The sequence below is a fragment of the Enterobacter sp. K16B genome (genome assembly GCF_020216105.1).
GTDB classification, from domain to species: Bacteria; Pseudomonadota; Gammaproteobacteria; order Enterobacterales; family Enterobacteriaceae; genus Enterobacter; species Enterobacter sichuanensis.
Genome location: NZ_JAIWJZ010000083.1, coordinates 15,767 through 35,167, shown reverse-complemented (window position 1 = coordinate 35,167; position 19,401 = coordinate 15,767). Strand labels below are relative to the sequence as shown.

Annotated in this window: 13 protein-coding genes; 5 read left to right on the top strand and 8 right to left on the bottom strand. The window is 60.4% G+C overall.

Annotated elements, in window-relative coordinates; translation table 11 throughout:
- Window positions 1-126 precede the first annotated feature (126 nt).
- Window positions 127-1,521: a NarK family nitrate/nitrite MFS transporter gene (locus tag LDK53_RS15680; RefSeq protein ID WP_225287543.1), complete on the bottom strand. Its 1,395-nt coding sequence runs from the start codon at window positions 1,519-1,521 to the stop codon at window positions 127-129.
- A 309-nt stretch (window positions 1,522-1,830) separates the two neighbouring features.
- Here LDK53_RS15680 and narX point away from each other — a divergent pair, with 309 nt between their 5' ends.
- Both narX and narL read left to right on the top strand, forming a co-directional pair.
- Entirely contained in the window at window positions 1,831-3,627 is a 1,797-nt protein-coding gene (gene narX, locus LDK53_RS15675; RefSeq protein ID WP_225287542.1) for a nitrate/nitrite two-component system sensor histidine kinase NarX, read from the top strand.
- Window positions 3,620-4,270 (top strand): two-component system response regulator NarL, encoded by a 651-nt coding sequence (narL, locus tag LDK53_RS15670; protein WP_008499531.1) that lies wholly within the window; start codon window positions 3,620-3,622, stop codon window positions 4,268-4,270. The genes narX and narL overlap by 8 nt, the downstream gene beginning before the upstream one ends.
- A gap of 3 nt (window positions 4,271-4,273) precedes the next feature.
- Here narL and LDK53_RS15665 read toward each other — a convergent pair whose 3' ends face one another.
- From LDK53_RS15665 to nasR, 7 genes are all read right to left on the bottom strand, one after another.
- Window positions 4,274-5,680, bottom strand: a complete 1,407-nt coding sequence (locus LDK53_RS15665) for a YchO/YchP family invasin (protein WP_225287541.1) — start codon at window positions 5,678-5,680, stop codon at window positions 4,274-4,276.
- A gap of 125 nt (window positions 5,681-5,805) precedes the next feature.
- On the bottom strand, window positions 5,806-8,283 hold the full coding sequence (locus LDK53_RS15660; protein WP_225287540.1) for a nitrate reductase: 2,478 nt from the start codon (window positions 8,281-8,283) through the stop codon (window positions 5,806-5,808).
- A complete protein-coding gene (gene nirB / locus LDK53_RS15655; protein ID WP_225287539.1) occupies window positions 8,280-12,269 on the bottom strand; it encodes a nitrite reductase large subunit NirB in 3,990 nt (1,329 codons plus the stop codon). Before nirB ends, LDK53_RS15660 begins: the two co-directional genes overlap by 4 nt.
- 10 nt (window positions 12,270-12,279) lie before the next feature.
- The gene (locus LDK53_RS15650) at window positions 12,280-13,068 is read right to left on the bottom strand and encodes an ABC transporter ATP-binding protein (protein WP_045286270.1); all 789 of its coding nucleotides are present in this window, start codon (window positions 13,066-13,068) and stop codon (window positions 12,280-12,282) included.
- A gap of 9 nt (window positions 13,069-13,077) precedes the next feature.
- The gene (gene ntrB, locus LDK53_RS15645; protein ID WP_225287538.1) at window positions 13,078-13,956 is read right to left on the bottom strand and encodes a nitrate ABC transporter permease; all 879 of its coding nucleotides are present in this window, start codon (window positions 13,954-13,956) and stop codon (window positions 13,078-13,080) included.
- Window positions 13,957-13,958: 2 nt separating this feature from the next.
- Window positions 13,959-15,206 (bottom strand): CmpA/NrtA family ABC transporter substrate-binding protein, encoded by a 1,248-nt coding sequence (locus tag LDK53_RS15640; RefSeq protein WP_225287537.1) that lies wholly within the window; start codon window positions 15,204-15,206, stop codon window positions 13,959-13,961.
- 229 nt (window positions 15,207-15,435) lie between these two features.
- Window positions 15,436-16,620 carry a nitrate regulatory protein NasR gene (gene nasR / locus LDK53_RS15635; RefSeq protein WP_225287536.1) on the bottom strand — a complete coding sequence of 395 codons (1,185 nt, stop codon included), beginning with the start codon at window positions 16,618-16,620 and terminating at the stop codon, window positions 15,436-15,438.
- 72 nt (window positions 16,621-16,692) lie between these two features.
- Here nasR and LDK53_RS15630 point away from each other — a divergent pair, with 72 nt between their 5' ends.
- From LDK53_RS15630 to LDK53_RS15620, 3 genes are all read left to right on the top strand, one after another.
- Window positions 16,693-17,046: a DsrE/DsrF/TusD sulfur relay family protein gene (locus LDK53_RS15630; protein ID WP_047958852.1), complete on the top strand. Its 354-nt coding sequence runs from the start codon at window positions 16,693-16,695 to the stop codon at window positions 17,044-17,046.
- A 106-nt stretch (window positions 17,047-17,152) separates the two neighbouring features.
- The gene (locus tag LDK53_RS15625; RefSeq protein WP_047958853.1) at window positions 17,153-18,937 is read left to right on the top strand and encodes a methyl-accepting chemotaxis protein; all 1,785 of its coding nucleotides are present in this window, start codon (window positions 17,153-17,155) and stop codon (window positions 18,935-18,937) included.
- 211 nt (window positions 18,938-19,148) lie between these two features.
- Window positions 19,149-19,388 (top strand): DUF1883 domain-containing protein, encoded by a 240-nt coding sequence (locus LDK53_RS15620; protein ID WP_010432930.1) that lies wholly within the window; start codon window positions 19,149-19,151, stop codon window positions 19,386-19,388.
- Window positions 19,389-19,401 lie beyond the last annotated feature (13 nt).

Here is a 19,401-nt window from a genome sequence, read left to right as displayed (position 1 = left end):
CTGTAAAGCGATGGCGATCACAGTGTTACCCGCTGGTTTCCTCTGCGCGCGTTTCAGTATGTTGTAACTAATTATCAGCAAAAAAAACGCGACCCGAAGGCCGCGTAAACGGATAATCACACTTACTTATTTTTTCTTAGTATTACGCCCATATACCAGCCACGTGATCACGACGCAGGCGATATAGAAGACAAGGAAAACTTTCATTGCCCCCGCCGGAGAGCCGGTCAGCTCCAGCGAAATACCAAACGCTTTCGGGATAAAGAAGCCGCCAATCGCGCCAATCGCAGAGATAAAGCCCAGTGCCGCCGCCGTATCGGTCGCCGCTTCACGCATAGCCTGCTCTTCGCTTCCCCCCTGCGCCTTCACGCGATCCATGGTCAGCTTGCGGAAGATCACGGAGATCATCTGGAAGGTGGACGCACTCCCCAGCCCGGCCGTCAGGAACAGCACCATAAACACCCCGAAGAAGGCGATAAAGTTACCGCCCTGTCCGTCTGCCGGCAGCGTCAGGAACAGCAGCGCACAGAAGACCGCCATCACGACGAAGTTAACCAGGGTCACGCGTGTCCCGCCGAGACGGTCAGAGATCATGCCGCCAACGGAACGCGCCAGGGCACCAATAAACGGCCCGAAGAAGGCAAAGTGCAGGATCTGAATTTCCGGGAACTGCGTTTTCGACAGCATGGCGAAGCCCGCAGAGAAACCGATAAACGAACCGAAGGTGGCCAGATACAGCAGCGCCATCACCCACAGGTGCCCACGCTTCAGCACCGGCAGCTGTTCGCTCAGCGACGCCTTCGACGCGGACAGGTCATTCATAAAGAACCAGGCTGCAAGGGTGAACACCACCAGGAACGGCACCCAAATCCAGGCCGCATTTTGCAGGTACAGGGAAGAACCATCCGCCTGCTCAACGCCACCGCCGCCAAAGGCCGCAAAAATGGAAACCGAAATCGCCAGCGGCGCAATCAGCTGCATCACGCTGACGCCCATATTCCCCAGACCGCCGTTAATACCCAGCGCACCGCCCTGCTTCGCTTTCGGGAAGAAGAAGCTGATGTTTGCCATACTGGAGGCGAAGTTCGCCCCGGCAAAACCGCACAGCAGAGAGATAATCATGAACACGCTGAACGGCGTGGAGGTATCCTGCACCGCGAAGCCGAGCCAGACGCAAGGAACGATCATGATGCCCGTGCTGAACGCCGTCCAGCGACGACCGCCAAAGACCGGTACCATAAACGCGTAAGGGACGCGCAGCAGCGCACCCGACAGCGACGGTAACGCCGTCAACATAAACAGCTGATCGGTCGTAAACGTAAACCCAACTTTCGGCAGGTTGACCGCCACCGCACTAAACAACATCCATACGCAAAACGCTAACAGCAAACACGGAACGGAAATCCACAGATTCCGGCTTGCAACACGATGGCCGCGCTGTTGCCAGAACGCCGGATCCTCTGGACGCCAGTCTGTAATAACGGCACCACTTTCCCTTTCGGGAGCGGATGAGTGACTCATAGACACCTCTGATTCTCGAATGATGCTGCAAACATTAGGGTTTTAGGGCGGCGGTAAGTTGATATAAATCAAAGGAAAAGTGGGAGGATTTGCGGCACAAAAAAAGGGCTTATCCTTAGTGAGTAGGCTAATTCGACAAAAAAGACGTGGTTTTTCACGGCGCTGACGCGTTCCTGCCACCCCCGCGTTCTGCCCCCTACTCCGTTGGCAATTTAGGGGTAATCCTTTATTGGTATGGGTATACTCCAGGGTATGCACCAGAATAGCGCCATTCCTGCAAGCAGGCCACGTCAGGAGCACGCCAACTCTATGTTAAAAAGATGTTTATCTCCGCTGACGCTCGTGAATCAGCTCGCCCTGATTGTTTTGCTGTCCACCGCCATTGGCGTGACCGGCATGGCGATCTCCGGCTGGCTGGTACAGGGGGTACAGGGTAATGCGCATGCCATTAATGAGGCAGGCTCACTACGCATGCAGAGTTATCGCCTGCTGGCATCGGTTCCCCTGACGCAGGCCGATCGGCCCTTAATTGATGAAATGGAGCGCACCGCGTTCAGCCCCGAGCTGGAAAATGCCGCCATTCGCGCCGGTCAACAATCCCAGCTTAAAGCCCTTCAGGGGTACTGGCACACCCAGCTGCAGCCGGGCCTGAAACAGGCGCACAGTACAGAGGCGGTTGCCCAGGACGTGGCGGGGTTCGTTACGCGCATTGACGCGCTGGTCTCCGCGTTCGACCAGACCACCGAACTACGCATCGACCGGGTGGTAATGGTGCACCGGGCAATGGCGCTGTTTATGGGGCTGCTGCTGATCTTCACTATCGTCTGGCTTCGCGCCCGGCTGTTGAATCCCTGGAAACAGCTGCTGGCGATGGCCCGCGCGGTCACCGCGCGCGATTTCACCCAGCGCACGCACATCAGCGGACGCAACGAGATGGCGATGCTCGGCCAGGCGCTCAACACCATGTCGGCAGAGCTTTCCGAGAGCTACGCGGTGCTGGAACAGCGCGTGCAGGAAAAAACGGCGGGCCTTGAGCAGAAAAACGAGATCCTCTCCTTCCTGTGGCAGGCCAACCGCCGCCTGCACATGCAGGTGCCGTTATGCGAACGTCTCTCGCCGGTGCTGAACGGTTTGCAAAATCTGACCCTGCTGCGCGACCTGGAGCTGCGGGTCTACGATGTGGAAGACGAAGAGAACCATCAGGAATTTACCTGTCAGTCCGATATGTCCTGCGATGACAAAGGCTGCCATCTTTGCCCTCGCGGCCTGCCGCCGCTGACCTCCGGCGGCACCACCCTGAAGTGGCGTCTGACGGACAGCCACACCCAGTACGGCATTCTGCTGGCCACCCTGCCAACCGGACGCCACCTGAGCCACGACCAGCAGCAGCTGGTGGATACGCTGATTGAACAGTTAACAGCCACGCTGGCGCTCGACAGGCATCAGGAAAAACAGCAGCAGCTGATCGTCATGGAAGAGCGCGCGACCATCGCCCGCGAACTGCACGACTCCATCGCCCAGTCGCTCTCCTGTATGAAGATGCAGGTCAGCTGTCTGCAGATGCAGGATGCTGAGATGCCGGAAAGCAACAAGCAGCTGCTGAGCCAGATCCGCAACGAGCTGAATACCTCCTGGATCCAGCTTCGCGAACTGCTGACCACCTTCCGTCTGCAGCTGACCGAGCCGGGCCTGCGCCCGGCGCTGGAAGCCAGCTGTCACGAATTTAGCGCCCGGCTGGGGTTCCCGGTGAAGCTGGATTACCAGCTGCCGCCGCGGTTTGTCCCCTCCCATCAGGCCATCCATTTACTGCAGATCGCCCGCGAAGCGCTGAGCAACGTGCTTAAGCATGCCGGCGCGACGGCGGTAACGGTCACCGTCAGCCAGCACAACAATCAGGTGAAGCTGACGGTTCACGACAACGGCCGCGGCGTGCCGGAAAATGCCGAACGCACGAACCACTATGGTTTAATTATTATGCGAGACCGCGCCCAAAGCCTGCGCGGTGATTGCCAGGTTCGCCGGAGAGAGACGGGTGGCACGGAAGTTGTCGTCACCTTTATTCCCGAGAAACCGCTCACAATTGCTCAAGGAGATACCCATGACTAATCAGGAACCGGCATCCATCCTGCTGATCGACGACCATCCGATGCTGCGTACTGGCGTGAAACAGCTGGTCAGCATGGCACCCGATATCACCGTGGTCGGCGAAGCCAGCAACGGCGAACAGGGCATTGAGCTTGCCGAATCCCTCGATCCCGATCTGATCCTGCTCGATCTGAATATGCCGGGCATGAACGGTCTGGAAACCCTCGACAAGCTGCGGGAAAAATCGCTCTCCGGGCGCATTGTCGTCTTTAGCGTGTCGAACCACGAAGAGGATGTGGTCACGGCGCTCAAGCGCGGGGCGGATGGCTATCTGCTGAAAGATATGGAGCCGGAAGATCTGCTTAAGGCACTGCAGCAGGCGGCGGCGGGCGAGATGGTGCTCAGCGAAGCCTTAACGCCGGTCCTCGCCGCCAGCCTGCGGGCAAACCGCGCCACCTCGGACCGTGACGTCAGCCAGTTAACCCCGCGCGAGCGCGATATTCTCAAGCTCATTGCCCAGGGGCTGCCGAACAAAATGATCGCCCGCCGCCTGGATATCACCGAAAGCACGGTCAAAGTGCATGTGAAGCATATGCTGAAGAAAATGAAGCTAAAATCGCGCGTGGAAGCCGCCGTATGGGTTCACCAGGAACGCATTTTTTAAGGGTTATTCATCCGGCAGCAGCTTCCAGCGCGGGTCGTCGTCAGGCAATGCGACCAGCGGTTGCACCACGGTCAGCGTGATTTCATTAGACGAGACGCGCTGGCCTTTCTCATCTTCCACCACCGCCGACAGGTGCCAGCGGTTTGACGCCCCTTCCCGGTCATCCCAGGCGGGCATGATCACGCTCCAGCCGTCGCTGCTGTTGCTTTTAGCCGGCGATGTCAGACTCAACGCCTGCGTATCCCCCTGCCAGTGGATCTGGCGGATGCCGTGCGTGCTGCGAACCTGCAGCTTCAGCATGACGGTTTCGCCCCCTTTCAGATCCCACGGCGGCGTGGCCAGCCAGACGGACAGCGTTTTGCGCTGACGGAACTCTATCACCGGCAGGCTGTTGCGCTCCGGCGAATCATAGCGGCTTCCGCGCAGGGAGCGCGTGGCGGCGACCTCACTGGCTGAAAGCTGTTTGGCCAGCGGCACGCCAAAGCGGTAGTTGAGCTTCAGCCCGAGGTTATTCTGGCTCTCGCCACTCTCGCCCTGCTTATGCGCGGCAGTCAACGTCACCAGCGGAACGGGGGTATAGTTAAGTCCCAGGTTGACTGCCACCGGGTTGTGATAGCCGGTGCCGCTATTGAACAGGTCGACGTTGTCACCAAAATATTGCTCAACGCTGAGACTGGTATTCAGGTGATGGAACCACGGCAGCCAGGCGTTGGCCGTCACGTCATATCCGCGCGCCATGCGCTGCTCCTGAATGTCCGAGCGCTCACGCCAGCTGGCAAAGGGCTGATAATAGTTCGCCGACAGGTGCAGATTTTCCCCCCACACTTCCGCGCCCAGCCCGGCACGCTGCAGGTTTTCATCCAGCAGGTTATCGTAAAAGGTGTTATAGCCCAGCAGCCATTTCCCGGCGATCCAGCGCTGCCCGATGCCGGCGTTACTGACCAGGCCATCCGTCTGCTGCGTCAGGCCAAGCTGGCTCCAGCTCAGGTAGCGGTTGTTATCGTTCCAGGGGATAAACCAGCTCCCGCTGCTGCCGTTGAATTTGCCCTCGTTATCCACCAGCACGTTCACGCTGGCGTTCCCCCAGGGCGACAGCCAGGACTCAATCTGCTGGTTCACTTCGCCGCTCACCGCGTCGCGCACCTGACCAAAGGCAAACTGACGTGCCTGCTCGCCGGTTGTCAGGCCGTTGTCGGTCATACTGGCTTCGCCAAAGGCTTTCGCCATTTCGGCCAGGTGTTTTTCCCCCTCGCCTGTGGGCGTCGCCATACCAAGGTCGGGCAAACTGTCCCCGTTATTATCAAAGGGATTCAGAGCCTGATGCATAAAGGAATTCGGCGCACCGTGAACGGCTCCGGCCGTAAGAAGGGAGAGTAAAAAAATTAAACGAATGCGGGACGGTACAGCCATCAACGTCGTCAATAAGAACCTGTGTTTATGAATAAACTCTTATTATGTTAACGCGATAAGCCCTGAAATGCAGTCCTGGCGGACATTTCAGGATTATCCTGAAACAGATTGTCGCCCTTACACCCTTATCCACACAGCCCTTTCAGCTCCGGCACGCACGAACCGCAGTTAGTACCACAGCGTAGCTTCGCCCCCAGTGCGCTGACGGAATCACAGCCACCGGCAATCGCCTCCCGTATCGTGTTTTCCCCAACGCTGAAACAGGTGCAGATAATGCGCCCCGGATCGCGGTGCTTTCCCACGCCCTGCCCGTTCAGCAGCGCATGGCGCGCAGCAGGCGTCAGGGGTGGCGACTGAAAAGCGGCGTCGATGACCGTATGCGCCAGCGCCGGTAACGCGGTGCCTTCCCAGAACCCGAGCATCAGCTGGCCTTCATGCCAGGCCAGTACGCTGCTGCGTGCATCCGTTTGCGCAGTCTGCAACTGCCAGCCGCGGGCGCGGGCGTAATCCGTTATCCAGGAAAACAGCGGCGTATCCCCCGCCACCGTCAGGCGTGAGGCTTTACGCCACCCGTGCGCCGATGGCGGCAGCTGCGGTAGCGCACGGGCATACAGTTCTCCCTGCCAGGCGGGCTGCCAGGGCATGATCCTGACGGCGGTTTGTTTACTCTCCGGCTGGCCCGAAACCGGATCGCAGCGCCCTTCCACCAGCGCATTCACCTTTCCCTGACGGGCAAACTGGGCGTTCCAGTGCATCGGGGCAAACGCCTCACCCTCGCGCTGACCGTCTCGGACGCACACTCGGGCCACCATCACGCCGCGCGGCGAGCTGATGCGCGCCAGCTGGCCGTCGCACAGGGAGAACCGAGCGGCGTCTGCAGGGCAAACCTCAACATACGGTTCGGCGATATGCTGCATCAGTCTGGCCACATATCCCGTGCGGGTCATGGTGTGCCACTGGTCGCGAATGCGCCCGGTGTTAAGGATCAGCGGGTAGAATGCGCTGACCGTCGCACCGTGCGGCTGAGGGGTAACCGGAACGATGTTCCGGCGCGGAAAATCCCCCGTCGGCCACTGATAAGGCTCAAGCTGATCCCACGCATCACGGGTCAGCGTAGCCAGATCGTGAAGGTTTAACGCCCGCGCGCCGTCATTTTCAAAGGCCGTCAGCGCCGCATGCTCGCAAAAAATCTCGTGGGGATGCTGCCAGGCAAAGGCGTCACCGTGCCCCAGTTGTTTCGCCACCTGCGCGACAATCCACCAGTCCGGCTTCGCTTCGCCCGGCGCTGGCAGAAACGCGCGCTGGCGGGAAATACGCCGCTCCGAGTTCGTCACCGTTCCCTCTTTTTCTCCCCAGCCCAGCGCCGGAAAGCGAATATGGGCGAAGCGGCTGGTGTCGGTATCTCTCATCACCTCAGAGATAATCACCAGCGGACAGTTCGCCAGCGCCTGGCACACCGCGTGGCTGTCCGGCAGCGAGACGGCAGGGTTGGTGCCCATGATCCACACCGCCTTCACCTCGCCGCGGGCGATGGCGTCAAACAGCTCTACCGCCATCAGGCCCGGAGTTTGCGCCAGCCGCTCCGTTCCCCAGAAACGCGCCACCCGCGAAAGATCGTCCGGCTCGAAGTTCATGTGCGCCGCCAGCTGATTCGCCAGCCCGCCCACTTCCCTTCCGCCCATCGCGTTTGGCTGGCCGGTCAGCGAGAATGGGCCGCAGCCCGGACGGTTAAATTTCCCGCTGGCAAGGTGAACGTTAATGATGGCGCTGCATTTGTCGCTGCCGCTGGAAGACTGGTTGATCCCCATGGTGTAGAGCGTGATGGCCCGGGGTGCCGTCATAAACCAGTCGTAAAAGGTAGCAATCTCCTGCGGCGTGAGGCCGCAAAACGCCGCCACGCGGGATACCGGCCACGCGTCCGTCCCCTGAATCACATCCAGCAGACCGACAAACAGCCCGGCGTCGCTCCCGGGCGCGAGCGCAAGATGCAGGTCGGCAATATCACAGGTGGCGGTTCTGCGCGGGTCAATGACCACCACTTTCATCTCGGGACTGGCCTGTCGCGCCTGCACCAGCCGCTGGTACAGCACCGGATGCGTCCAGGCCGCGTTTGAGCCAACCAGCACCACCAGGTCGCTGTTTTCCACATCCTCGTAATTGCACGGCACGACGTCTTCACCGAAAGCGCGTTTATAGCCCACCACCGCCGACGACATGCAGAGCCGGGAGTTAGTATCGATGTTTGCCGCGCCGATAAACCCTTTCATCAGCTTATTGGCGGCGTAGTAATCCTCCGTGAGCAATTGCCCGGAGGCGTAAAAGGCCACCGCCTGCGGCCCCCAGGTGTCGATGATCGCCTGTAACCGCTCGCCAGCCCCGCCCAGCGCCTGCGTCCAGTCCACCTCAACACCGTCAACCACGGGGTGCAGTAATCGCCCCTGCAGACCCGTCGTTTCTCCCAGAGCCGATCCTTTCACGCACAGGCGGCCAAAATTCGCAGGATGGCTTTCATCCCCGCGAACGCTTACCGTTTCACCTTCCACGCGGGCGACCACGCCGCAGCCGACCCCACAGTAGGGGCACGTTGTCCGGGTTTCCATCATGAGGCCTCCGCGCGCAACACCAGGGCATCGTTGCCAACCCACACTTTGCCGTCTTCAATTTTCACCGGCCAGGCACGAACCGCAGGTTCACCGTTATCCACCTGACAGCCGTCTCGCAGGCGAATACGCTGTTTGTAGAGCGGTGAGATCACCACCGGCTCGCCCGCCGCATCGCCAAGAATGCCGCGGGAGAGCACGTTCGCACTGCTGCCCGGCTCCCGATCGTCGAGGGCATAGACGAACTCACCAAAGCGGAACAGCGCAATCGGCTTACGCCCAAGCCGCGCGCCAATGCCCGCCTGCTCCGGGATGTCGGCGATGCCGCAAATTTCCTGCCAGCGCTTGTTGTTCTCCGCGGCGGTGTCGTTCACGGCGGTGCGGAACAGCGCCAGGCGGTTGGGATCGTTAAGGGTGGTCTGCCATTCACACTGGTAGGTTTCCACCACCCGGGCCATCTCCTGCTCCAGCTCGTGGGCAATGCCAAGGCTGTCGTTGAGGATCACCTCCCGCAGGTAGTCGAGACCGCCTTCCAGGTTGTCCATCCAGGTGCTGGTGCGCTGCAGGCGATCCGCCGTGCGGATGTAAAACATCAGGAAGCGATCGACGGTGCGGATCAGCGTTTCATCATCAAGATCGCTGGCAAAGAGATCCGCGTGGCGCGGCTTCATGCCGCCGTTGCCGCACAGATAGAGGTTCCAGCCTTTGTCCGTGGCGATGACTCCGACGTCTTTACTCTGCGCCTCGGCGCATTCGCGGGTACAGCCTGAGACGGCCATTTTGATTTTGTGCGGCGCGCGCAGGCCTTTGTAGCGGTGCTCCAGCCTGACCGCAAGGCTGGTGGAGTCCTGCACGCCGTAGCGACACCACGTCGATCCGACGCAGGATTTCACCGTGCGCAGGGATTTGCCGTAGGCGTGCCCGGTTTCAAACCCGGCCTCCACCAGCGCCTGCCAGATCGCCGGCAGTTGATCAAGGGTGGCACCGAAAAGGTCGATACGCTGGCCGCCGGTGATTTTGCTGTACAGGTTGTAGCGTTTGGCAATCTGACCGATAGCAATCAGCCCGTCTGCCGTCACTTCCCCTGCGGGCATCCTCGGGACGATGGAGTAAGTGCCGTCCTTCTGGATATTGGCAAAGTAGCGGTCGTTGGTGTCCTGCAGCGGCAGGTGTGACGGTTTTAGCAGGTATTCATTCCAGCAGGAGGCCAGCACCGAGCCCACCAGCGGCTTGCAGATCTCACACCCGTGCCCCTGCCCGTAGCGGCTAATCAGCTGGTCGAAGGTGCGAATATGGTTGACGCGCACCAGGTGGTAAATCTCCTGGCGCGAGTACGGGAAGTGTTCGCAGATATCCTTTTTCACCTCCACGCCCTGCTCGGCCAGCTGGCACTCCATCACCTGCTTCACCAGCGCGCTGCACCCGCCGCAGCCGGTTGCCGCTTTGGTACACTGCTTGACGGCGCCGATGTCCGTCGCGCCGGCACTCACCGCCTGGCAGATATCGCCTTTGCTGACGTTATGGCAGGAGCAGATTTGCGCACTTTCCGGCAGCGCCGCCACGCCGGGCGCTTTTGGCGCACTGCCTGACGATGCGGGTAAAATCAGCGCCTCCGGCTCTTTTGGCAGGGTGATGCCGTTGAGCATCATCTGCACCAGCGTGGCGTACTCGCTGGCATCGCCGACCAGCACGCCGCCGAGCAGCGTTTTTCCGTCGTGGCTCACCACCATTTTCTTGTAGATCTGCTGCGGGCCGTGCGTCCACTGGTAGCTCAGCGCACCCGGCGTGCGCCCGTGAGCGTCGCCGAACGAGGCGACGTCCACGCCCAGCAGTTTGAGTTTGGTGCTCATATCCGCGCCAGTGAATGTTTTATCCTCTCCCGCCAGCGCGGCGGCGGCCACCCGCGCCATCTGGTAGCCGGGCGCGACCAGACCAAAGATTTTCCCCGCCCACAGAGCGCATTCGCCGATGGCAAATACGTTCGGGTCGGAGGTCTGACAGCGATCGTCAATGCAGATCCCGCCACGCTCGCCGATAGCCAGCCCGCTGCTGCGCGCCAGCGCGTCCTGCGGACGTATGCCCGCAGAAAAGACCACCATGTCCGTTTCCAGCTGTTCGCCATCTGCAAAGCGCAGCACCAGCCCGTCGTCCGCGGGCGCGATTTCCGTTGTCGCTTTGCTGGTGTGAACGCTGACGCCCAGCGCCTCGATTTTTCTGCGCAGCATTGCCGCGCCGTCGTTGTCGAGCTGGACCGCCATCAGGTTGGGCGCAAACTCCACCACGTGGGTTTCAAGCCCGAGCTGCTTCAGCGCATTTGCCGCCTCCAGCCCCAGCAGCCCGCCGCCAATCACCACCCCGCGGCGAGAGCCCGCCGCATGCGCCGCAATCGCGTCCAGATCGTCAAGGGTGCGATAGACAAAACAGCCCGGTAAATCGTTACCCGGCACGGGCGGAACGAACGGGTATGAGCCGGTCGCCAGCACCAGTTTGTCCCAGTGGGTTTCATGCCCGCTGGCGGTGCGCACCACGCGTGCATCGCGATCGAGTGCGACAATCTGCTGCGACAGGCGCAGCTCAATGCCGTGGTCGGCAAAGAAATCCCCGTCCACCAGCGAGAGCGACGCCGCGCTGCGGCCGCCAAAATATTCCGACAGATGCACGCGGTCATAGGCGGCATAGCGCTCCTCGCCAAAGACAACAATCTGATACTGCTGATGCAGATTGCGGCTAACGCAATCTTCGAGGAAATGGTGGCCGACCATACCGTGCCCAACCACCACCAGAGTAGGTTTTGTCATAGCGTTCTGTCCTGCAACCTGCGGTTGCGTAGTGAAACGATCGAACAGCCAGTCCGCATGGGCGGGCGCAGCCGTTGCCAGTAAATCGGTGAAGGTTGCCGCGCTGCGGCAGTCCCCCATCAGCAGCACGCCAGCCAGCGCGCCGCGGTGAATCAATAAGCGTCGGTAGTGGCGCGTGAGGGGATCCCATGCGCTCCAGACCACGTCCTCCGGTTGCACCGTGGCGCGACCGGCGGTGAACAGTTCGATGCCCGTCACCTTGAGGCGCATCCCGCTGTCCGTTGGGGCAAAAGAGGCTACGGCTTCCCCGGCCAGCCGGGCGGCGAGGATATCCGCCTGCGCCAGACAGGGCGCCACCAGGCCAAACGTCTGGCCGTCGATCTCACAGCATTCGCCAATGGCGCTGACGTTCGCCGCGGAGGTCTGCATCTGCGGATTCACCACAATGCCGCGGGCGCAGCGAACGCCGCTGGCTTTTGCCAGCGAGATGTTGGGCTGAACGCCGGTGGTCAACACCACACGGGTGGCGTGAATACGCTTGCCGTCCGACAGCGTCACCGACTCCGCCGCGATGGACGCAATCCCGGACGAAAGCGCGCAGCGCACTCCGCGCGCTGCCAGCGCCTCTTCCAGCAGGACGCCAGCCTGCTGGTCCAGCTGTTGTTCCATTAACCACGCCCCGCGATGTACCAGCGTGACGTTGTCACAGGTACTGGCAAGCGCGGCGGCAGCCTCAACGCCGAGCACCCCACCACCCAGCACCACCGCCGGGCCCGGGATAGCCTGAATCGCGCCGATGTCCGTCAGCCGACGGAAGGTAAAGACGTGAGAGGCATCCCCGCCAGGGATAGGCGGCACAACGGGCGTTGATCCGGTGGCAAACACCAGCTCATCCCAGGCCAGCGTGGTTTGTGCCGTACGGACCAACCGCTTCTCAACATCTACCGCGAGCACCTGTTCCCCCCTTCGCACCGTCACACCGCGGGACTCATACCAGGCGTCATCCTGCAGGCGGATCTGTTCCGCCTGTTTTTCCCCACCCAGCACCGGCGAGAGCTGGATGCGGTTGTAGGCGTGTTCCGGCTCATCGCCCAGCACGGTAATCGCGAAGCGACCGGGAGCACGCGCGGTCAGCGAGGCGATCAGCCGCGTTGCTGCCATGCCATTGCCGATAACGATCAGTCGCGTCATGGCTGCCCCTTTATGCCGCTTTGGGCTGTTTTTCATAAAGGAAATGCAGGATCTGCTGACGCAGATGGTGATAACGGCTGTCGTCCGCCAGCTGCACCCGGTTACGCGGGCGCGGCAGGTCAACGTGCAGGATCTCCCCGACGGTCGCCGCCGGGCCGTTAGTCATCATCAGCACGCGATCGGAGAGCAGTACCGCCTCATCCACGTCGTGGGTGATAAGCACAATGGTGGTGTTCAGCGCCTGCTGGATCTGCATCACCGAGTCCTGCAGATGGGCGCGGGTCAGCGCATCCAGCGCGCCAAACGGCTCATCCATCAGCAACACCTTCGGCTTCATCGCCAGCGCGCGGGCAATGCCGACGCGCTGCTTCATGCCGCCGGAGATCTCTCCCGGCCGCTTATGCAGGGCGTGCCCCATCTGCACGCGATCGAGGTTGTGTTCAATCCACTCCCGACGCTCCGCCTTGCTCATGGTGTGGCGGAACACGTGATCCACCGCCAGGGCCACGTTGTCGAAGCAGGTAAGCCACGGCAGCAGGGAATGGTTCTGGAACACGACCGCGCGCTCCGGACCCGGCCCGGCGATTTCACGGTTATCGCAAATCAGCCCGCCTTCCGTCGGCAGCGTTATTCCGGCGATAAGGTTCAGCAGCGTCGATTTACCGCAGCCGGAGTGACCGATCAGGCTCACGGTTTCACCTTCGTGAATATCAAACGAGACGTTTTGCAGCGCCAGAAACTCACCGCTGGCGGTGGAAAAACGCTGGCTTACAGCCTGGACCTGAATTATCGGTTTCATCTTCGCTCCTTATTTTTCCTGCCAGCTAAAGCGGCGGGCGATCAGCATCAGCCCCTGCTCCAGCAGTAACCCGACCACGCCAATGATGACGATGGCGATGAGAATGTTTTCGACGTTGAGGTTGTTCCACTCATTCCAGATCCAGAAGCCGATCCCTAAACCGCCGGTCAGCATCTCGGCGGCGACAATGACCAGCCAGGCAATGCCGATGGACAGGCGCACCCCGGTCAACACCGCCGGCAGCACGGCCGGAAAGAGAATACGGCGCAGGATGGTCCACTCGGAGAGCTGCAGCACGCGGGCAACGTTGAGGTAGTCCTGTGGAATACGGCGCACCCCTTCAGCGGTGTTGATCACCATCGGCCAGATCGAGCAGATAAAAATGGTCCAGCTGGAAGCCGGCTCCGCTTTCTGGAACAACAGCAGGCCGATAGGCAGCCAGGCCAGCGGGCTAACCGGGCGCAACAGCGCGATGAGCGGGCTGAACATGCGCGAGAAAAAGGTGAAGCGACCAATCAGAAAGCCGAGCGGGATCCCGGCGAGCGCGGCCAGGCCAAAGCCCACCGCCACGCGCTGCAGTGAGGCGAGTACGTTCCAGCCGATGCCCATGTCGTTGGGGCCGTCACGGTAAAAGGGATCGGCGAACAGCGTTAACGCCGAGTCGAGGGTGCTGAGCGGCGTCGGGAATCCTTTGCTGTTGATCGCGGCCAGTAGCCAGAGCACGACCAGCAGCCCCAGCCCCAGAAACGCCGGAATGAGGCGCTGAAAAATCGCGTTAATCCGGCGGGCAAACGTCGGGGTACGGCGGCGAACCTGCACCGGAGGCAGAATAATCACCTCCCCACTCTCCGGCGTCTCGTGTGATGTCGTCTTTTGCAGATGCTGCATAATCAGGCCCCTCTACGGTGAATAGCGAAACGGTTGGCGTATCCTTCCGGGTCGGTACCGTTCCAGACGGTGCCGTCCATCAATGTGCTGCTACGCAGCGGTGACGCCGGGGCGGTAATGCCCCCTACTGCCGTGGCGGCATCCTGCCAGACCGCGGTCTGGTTAATGCGCTGCGCAATGCCCGCATAGTCCGGGGCGGATTTGAGCAACCCCCAGCGGCGGAACTGGGTTAAGAACCACATGCCGTCGGAAAGATACGGGTAGCTGACGGCACCGTCGTTGAAGAAGCGAATCGGATGGGCGTCCTGCCAGTGCGAACCCACGCCGTTGTCGTACTCGCCCAGCATCCGCCCGGTAAGGTACTGCTCTTTGGTGTTCAGCCACGCGCGGCGGGAGAGGATCTGCGCGGTCTCGCGTTTGTTTTCCGGGGACGCGTCAATCCAGCGCGCCGCCTCCAGCACGGCGCTGACCAGCGCCCGCGCGGTGTGGGGGTTTTTCTCCACCCACTCGCGACGCGTGCCGAGGATTTTTTCCGGATGATCGGCCCAGATGGACTGAGACGTCGCAGCGGTAAAACCGATACGATCGTTGATGGCCCGCGCGTTCCACGGCTCGCCGACGCAAAAACCGACCATGTTGCCAATGCGCATGTTCATCACCATTTGCGGAGGCGGTACCACCACGGTGCGAACATCGTTAAACGGATGAATGCCCGCGCTGGCCAGCCAGTAGTAGAGCCACATGGCGTGCGTGCCGGTCGGGAAGGTATGCGCAAAGGTGTATGCCCCCGGCGCCTGCTGCCCGGTCAGCTTTTTCAGCCCGTCGAGATCGCGAACACCCTTTTCGGCCAGATCGGCGGAGAGCGTAATCGCCTGCCCGTTCTGGTTGAGGGTCATCAGGTTGGCCATCTGCTGCGGCTTTCCGGCGATCCCCAGCTCCAGCCCGTACAGCAGGCCGTAGAGAATGTGCGCGGCATCCAGTTCGCCCGCTACCAGCTTGTCGCGCACCGCCGCCCAGCTCGCCTCTTTAGTGGGCACGATGGTGATGCCGTACTTTTTATCAAACCCTTTCAGCGCTGCGATAATCACCGGCGCGCAGTCGGTCAGCGGGATAAACCCGATGCGCACTATTTCCTGCTCCGGTTTATCCGAGCCTGCCGCCCATGCGGCCTGCATGACCCCCGGTAGCAGCATTGCCCCACTCGCCAGCATGCTGGCCTGCAAAAACCGCCGTCTCGACAAATCCGCCATGACCACTCCTGAAAAAAAACCAAAAAAAAAGCGCCCGACAGTGCCGAAGCACCGCTGGACGCCTTTATCCCGAAGACTGATGCACCGCCGTTGGCGCACCGTCAAAAATGGTTAATCTGATAATGCAAAGTGAATGCCAGGTTTTAACGCGCAGTTTTCGCGGTGCCAACCGCCTTACCCTCACGTTTACGCACCTCAATCAGGCACAAAATGCCCACGGATTGTGCAGCTACTCCTTTGGTGTTACTTCCCAGAGGTGCTTCACCATGAGCAGCGCACGGGCGATCTCCACCATTCTCTGGTTCTTGTCCATCGCCATTTTGCGCAGCGCCGTCCAGGCCTGTTCTTCACTCATATTCTGGTGGGTCATCAGCACGCTTTTCGCTTTATCAATGGTTTTACGCTCTTCAAGCGTATCGCGCAGCGACGCAAGCTGACGGGAGAGTTGCTCTATCTCGCGCGCCTGCTGGCGAACCAGGGTGAGCAACGGTTTTTCCGGGTAGTGGATCAGCGGATCGTCCTGCTCATCGGCGGGCGGTGCGTAGTCGTCGTCACGGTGAATACGCGCGTCCACGGCGAGCATCAGATCGGCAATCATGGTCTCCTCCAGCGCGCGCAGGTGTTCCAGGCGCGAGGTTTGCAGGGCGAACCAGGTCAATGCGGTAGTGCCATTATCGGCGGCAGGCTGGCGGGTACAGGCCACGCGCCGGAGTTGCTCCGTTTCACGATCGGGCTGGCAGTTCAGGGTAAAGGTGGTCTGCACCTCAGCGTGGCTGTGCGAGAGAAAGATCTCAAAACAGGCCTGCTGTCCGTCAATGCGGTCAACCAGCCTCTGGCGGGTGACATCATCGAAAAAGCCCTGCGTGAAGCCAATCGCCCCCAGGGCCCGCTCTTGTCCCGCCAGCTCTTTCCCCTGCATCAGGCTATACAGGGCGACAAAACGCCCGGCGATGTGCGGATCGTCAATGCTGTCATTAAGCTGCGGCACGATACTGAGCAGATGGCGAAGCATGCGCGAGTAGTGCTCCATCGCCTGCGGCGCCGTAAGGGTTTGCTGGCGCACGCCGTCACGCAGGGCGGGAAGCATATCCAGGCTTTGCAGCGCGCCGCCGATGCGTTCACAAACGGCACTTCCCGGAACAGGGGACTGTTTGTCGAGAATGCCATACAGGGCAGCCAGGTTTTCATCCACCAGCGCCCGGCTGGCTTTGCATTCGGGGGCGTAAAGCTGACCCTGTGAGCAGAGCCAGACGTTGGAAGCCCCGCGCTCGCACTGTAACATGTGCACCAGCTGGCTGATGCCATGCACAAGCACGCCCAGCTGTGCCAGTTTGCTGAGCTGCTCCCGGCGCATCGTCCTTGCGCGCTGGAGCCATTCGTTAGCCCCTGGTGAAATGCCAGCCTTTAATGTCATGCTTACTCTCCGGAACAGCGAAACCCGTGAAAGCTAAGCAATATTCGTGCCTTTATAAGAACAGGAGTCAACATGCAAAAAATTGTGATTGTCGCCAACGGTGCGGCCTACGGCAGCGAATCCCTTTTTAACAGCCTGCGTCTGGCCATTGCGCTGCGCGAAAAGGAGAGCGACCTGGCGTTGCGACTCTTTTTAATGTCGGATGCGGTCACTGCAGGTCTGAAGGGGCAGAGACCCGCAGAGGGGTATAACATTCAGCAGATGCTGGAGATCCTGACCGCGCAAAATGTGCCGGTGAAACTGTGCAAAACCTGCACCGACGGGCGGGGCATCACCGGCCTGCCGCTGATTGACGGCGTGGAGATCGGTACCCTGGTTGAACTGGCAGAGTGGACTCTGACCGCTGATAAAGTATTAACTTTTTAATAATAAACCCGTAAAAATATTTTTTTCTTATGGACGCGGTTTCAGCATCAAGTTTACCTGCTGGGTTGCCGATAGGCATGGAAACAACACAGCAGGTATTTAACTTATGTTCAGATCGATTCGTGCTCGCATTATTGCCGCGACGACAGGCTGCCTGGTCGTCGCCCTTCTCCTCAATACGGTTATCAACTTCCAGGTCACGCGCCAGGATAACCAGCAGTCCCAGCGCGATATCCTGACCAGCACCAGCGCCAGCCATAATATGGCGATTGCCGACTGGGTCAAAAGCAAGATGACCGTGATCGCCTCCGCCCGGAGCGTGGCGCTGAGTGACGATCCGGTTCCGGTGTTTAAACAGCTTGCCCAGGCGGGTGGGTTCACCAACGTCTATGTGGGCTACGCCAGCAAAACGGCAAAATTCTCCGAGCCTGCCGGTGTACCTGCGGATTATGATCCGACCATTCGCCCGTGGTATCAGCAGGTGGTCAGCACCGACGGTCCGGTTGTGACTGCGCCGTATGTCGACGCCGGAACCGGGAAACTGGTGGTGACCTTCGCCGTGCCGGTGAAAGAAAATGGCGCCCTGAAAGCGGTCGTGGCGGGTGATGTGGCCATGGACAGCGTGGTGGCGAACGTGCGCGGGATCCATCCTACCCCGGCCAGCAGCGGGTTACTTCTTAACAGCGATGGCAGCGTGATTGCGGCTAACGATCCGGCTCTGACGCTCAAACCGTTTGCTGAGACCATCAAAGGCATCGATTTTGCCGCACTGAAAAGTGGCAATCTGGTCGACGGAACCCTGAATGACGTCGAGAAAACCTTCGTGGCGACCGCCGTGCCGGGCACCAACTGGCTGTTAGTGGTCGCCCTCGACAACGGTGACGCCACCTCCGGCATGCGTTCCCTGCTTAAAGCATCGGCGATTTCGCTGGTGATCCTGGCGCTGCTGAGCGCGGCCATTGTCCATTTCCTGATTGCCCGTCTGCTGAAACGTCTGTCTGACATTCGCGACGCGATGCACAACATTGCCAACGGCACCAACGATCTGTCGCAGCGCCTGCCGGACGCCGGCGAGGACGAAGTCGCGCAGATCGCCCAGGCCTTTAACGCCTTCAGCGATAAGCTCGCGGTGGTGATGGTGCAACTCCGTGATGCCAGCGAGTCGGTGAAAAATGCCGCGCAGGAGATTGCCGCCGGTAACCAGGATCTTTCCGGACGTACCGAGCAGGCGGCATCCAGTCTGCGCGAGACGGCCAGCGCCGTGGAGCAGATCACCGCCTCCGTGACCCAGTCAAATGAGTCGGCGGCGGAAGCGAACGACCAGGCGAGCAAGGCCTCAGCGGCCGCGGCCCGCGGCGGCGAGGTGGTATCGCAGGCGATCAGCACCATGCAGTCCATCGAAGTGGCGTCGGCCAAAATTGGCGATATCACCAGCGTGATTGACGGTATTGCTTTCCAGACCAACATTCTGGCGCTGAACGCTTCCGTCGAAGCGGCCCGCGCCGGCGAGCAGGGTCGCGGGTTTGCCGTGGTGGCGGGCGAAGTGCGCAACCTGGCCAGCCGTAGCGCCCAGGCGGCGAAGGAGATTAAATCACTGATTGATTCCACTACCGACAGCGTGGCGACCGGTTCTCGCTACGTACATCTGGCCGGGGAAAGCATGGATGAGATCCGCTCCAGCATCGGCAGCGTCTCCGGCATCATGCGCGAAATCTCCATCGCCACCAGCGAGCAGATGAAAGGCATTCACGAGATTAACCACGCGGTGACCCATCTCGACCGCATGGTACAGCAGAACGCCGAACTGGTGGTGCAATCTGCCGCCGCGGCTGGTGCCCTGCAGAGCCAGGCGGGCGACCTTGCTGAAACCGCCGGCCATTTCCGCATTTAATGTTAATCCGGCGCGCGTTTAGCGGCTAAAACGCGCGCCAGCTGACATTTTGAGGAATATTGTCATTTTTGTTTAATCGTTATGCCATTTTTTGATCAAAATCAGCATCCCACCCCCTCCCCTTTGGTGTTATGCCATGAGTGAATTGTGAACAACATCACGCTCGGATATGGCTGCAGGGAGAGCGTTGTTTAAGACTACGGGGTAAAAAATGGCACTGGTAAAAACAAGTTTGAAACTGTTTGGCGGGGATACGGTCGTGGTGCGCTGCTCAGAGCGCTGTCGTATTCATCTGATGAGTTCAAAGGCACAGAAACAGTCCCAGGCGGATATTCTGACCGTGCAGGATGACAAGGCCTGGCTTACCGTGCCCTATACCGGCACATGGGATGTGCTGATCGACAGCCACAGTCAGTCACTGGAGCATTCCGTCAGCTACGTGGCAGCATAACGTCACACGCCCG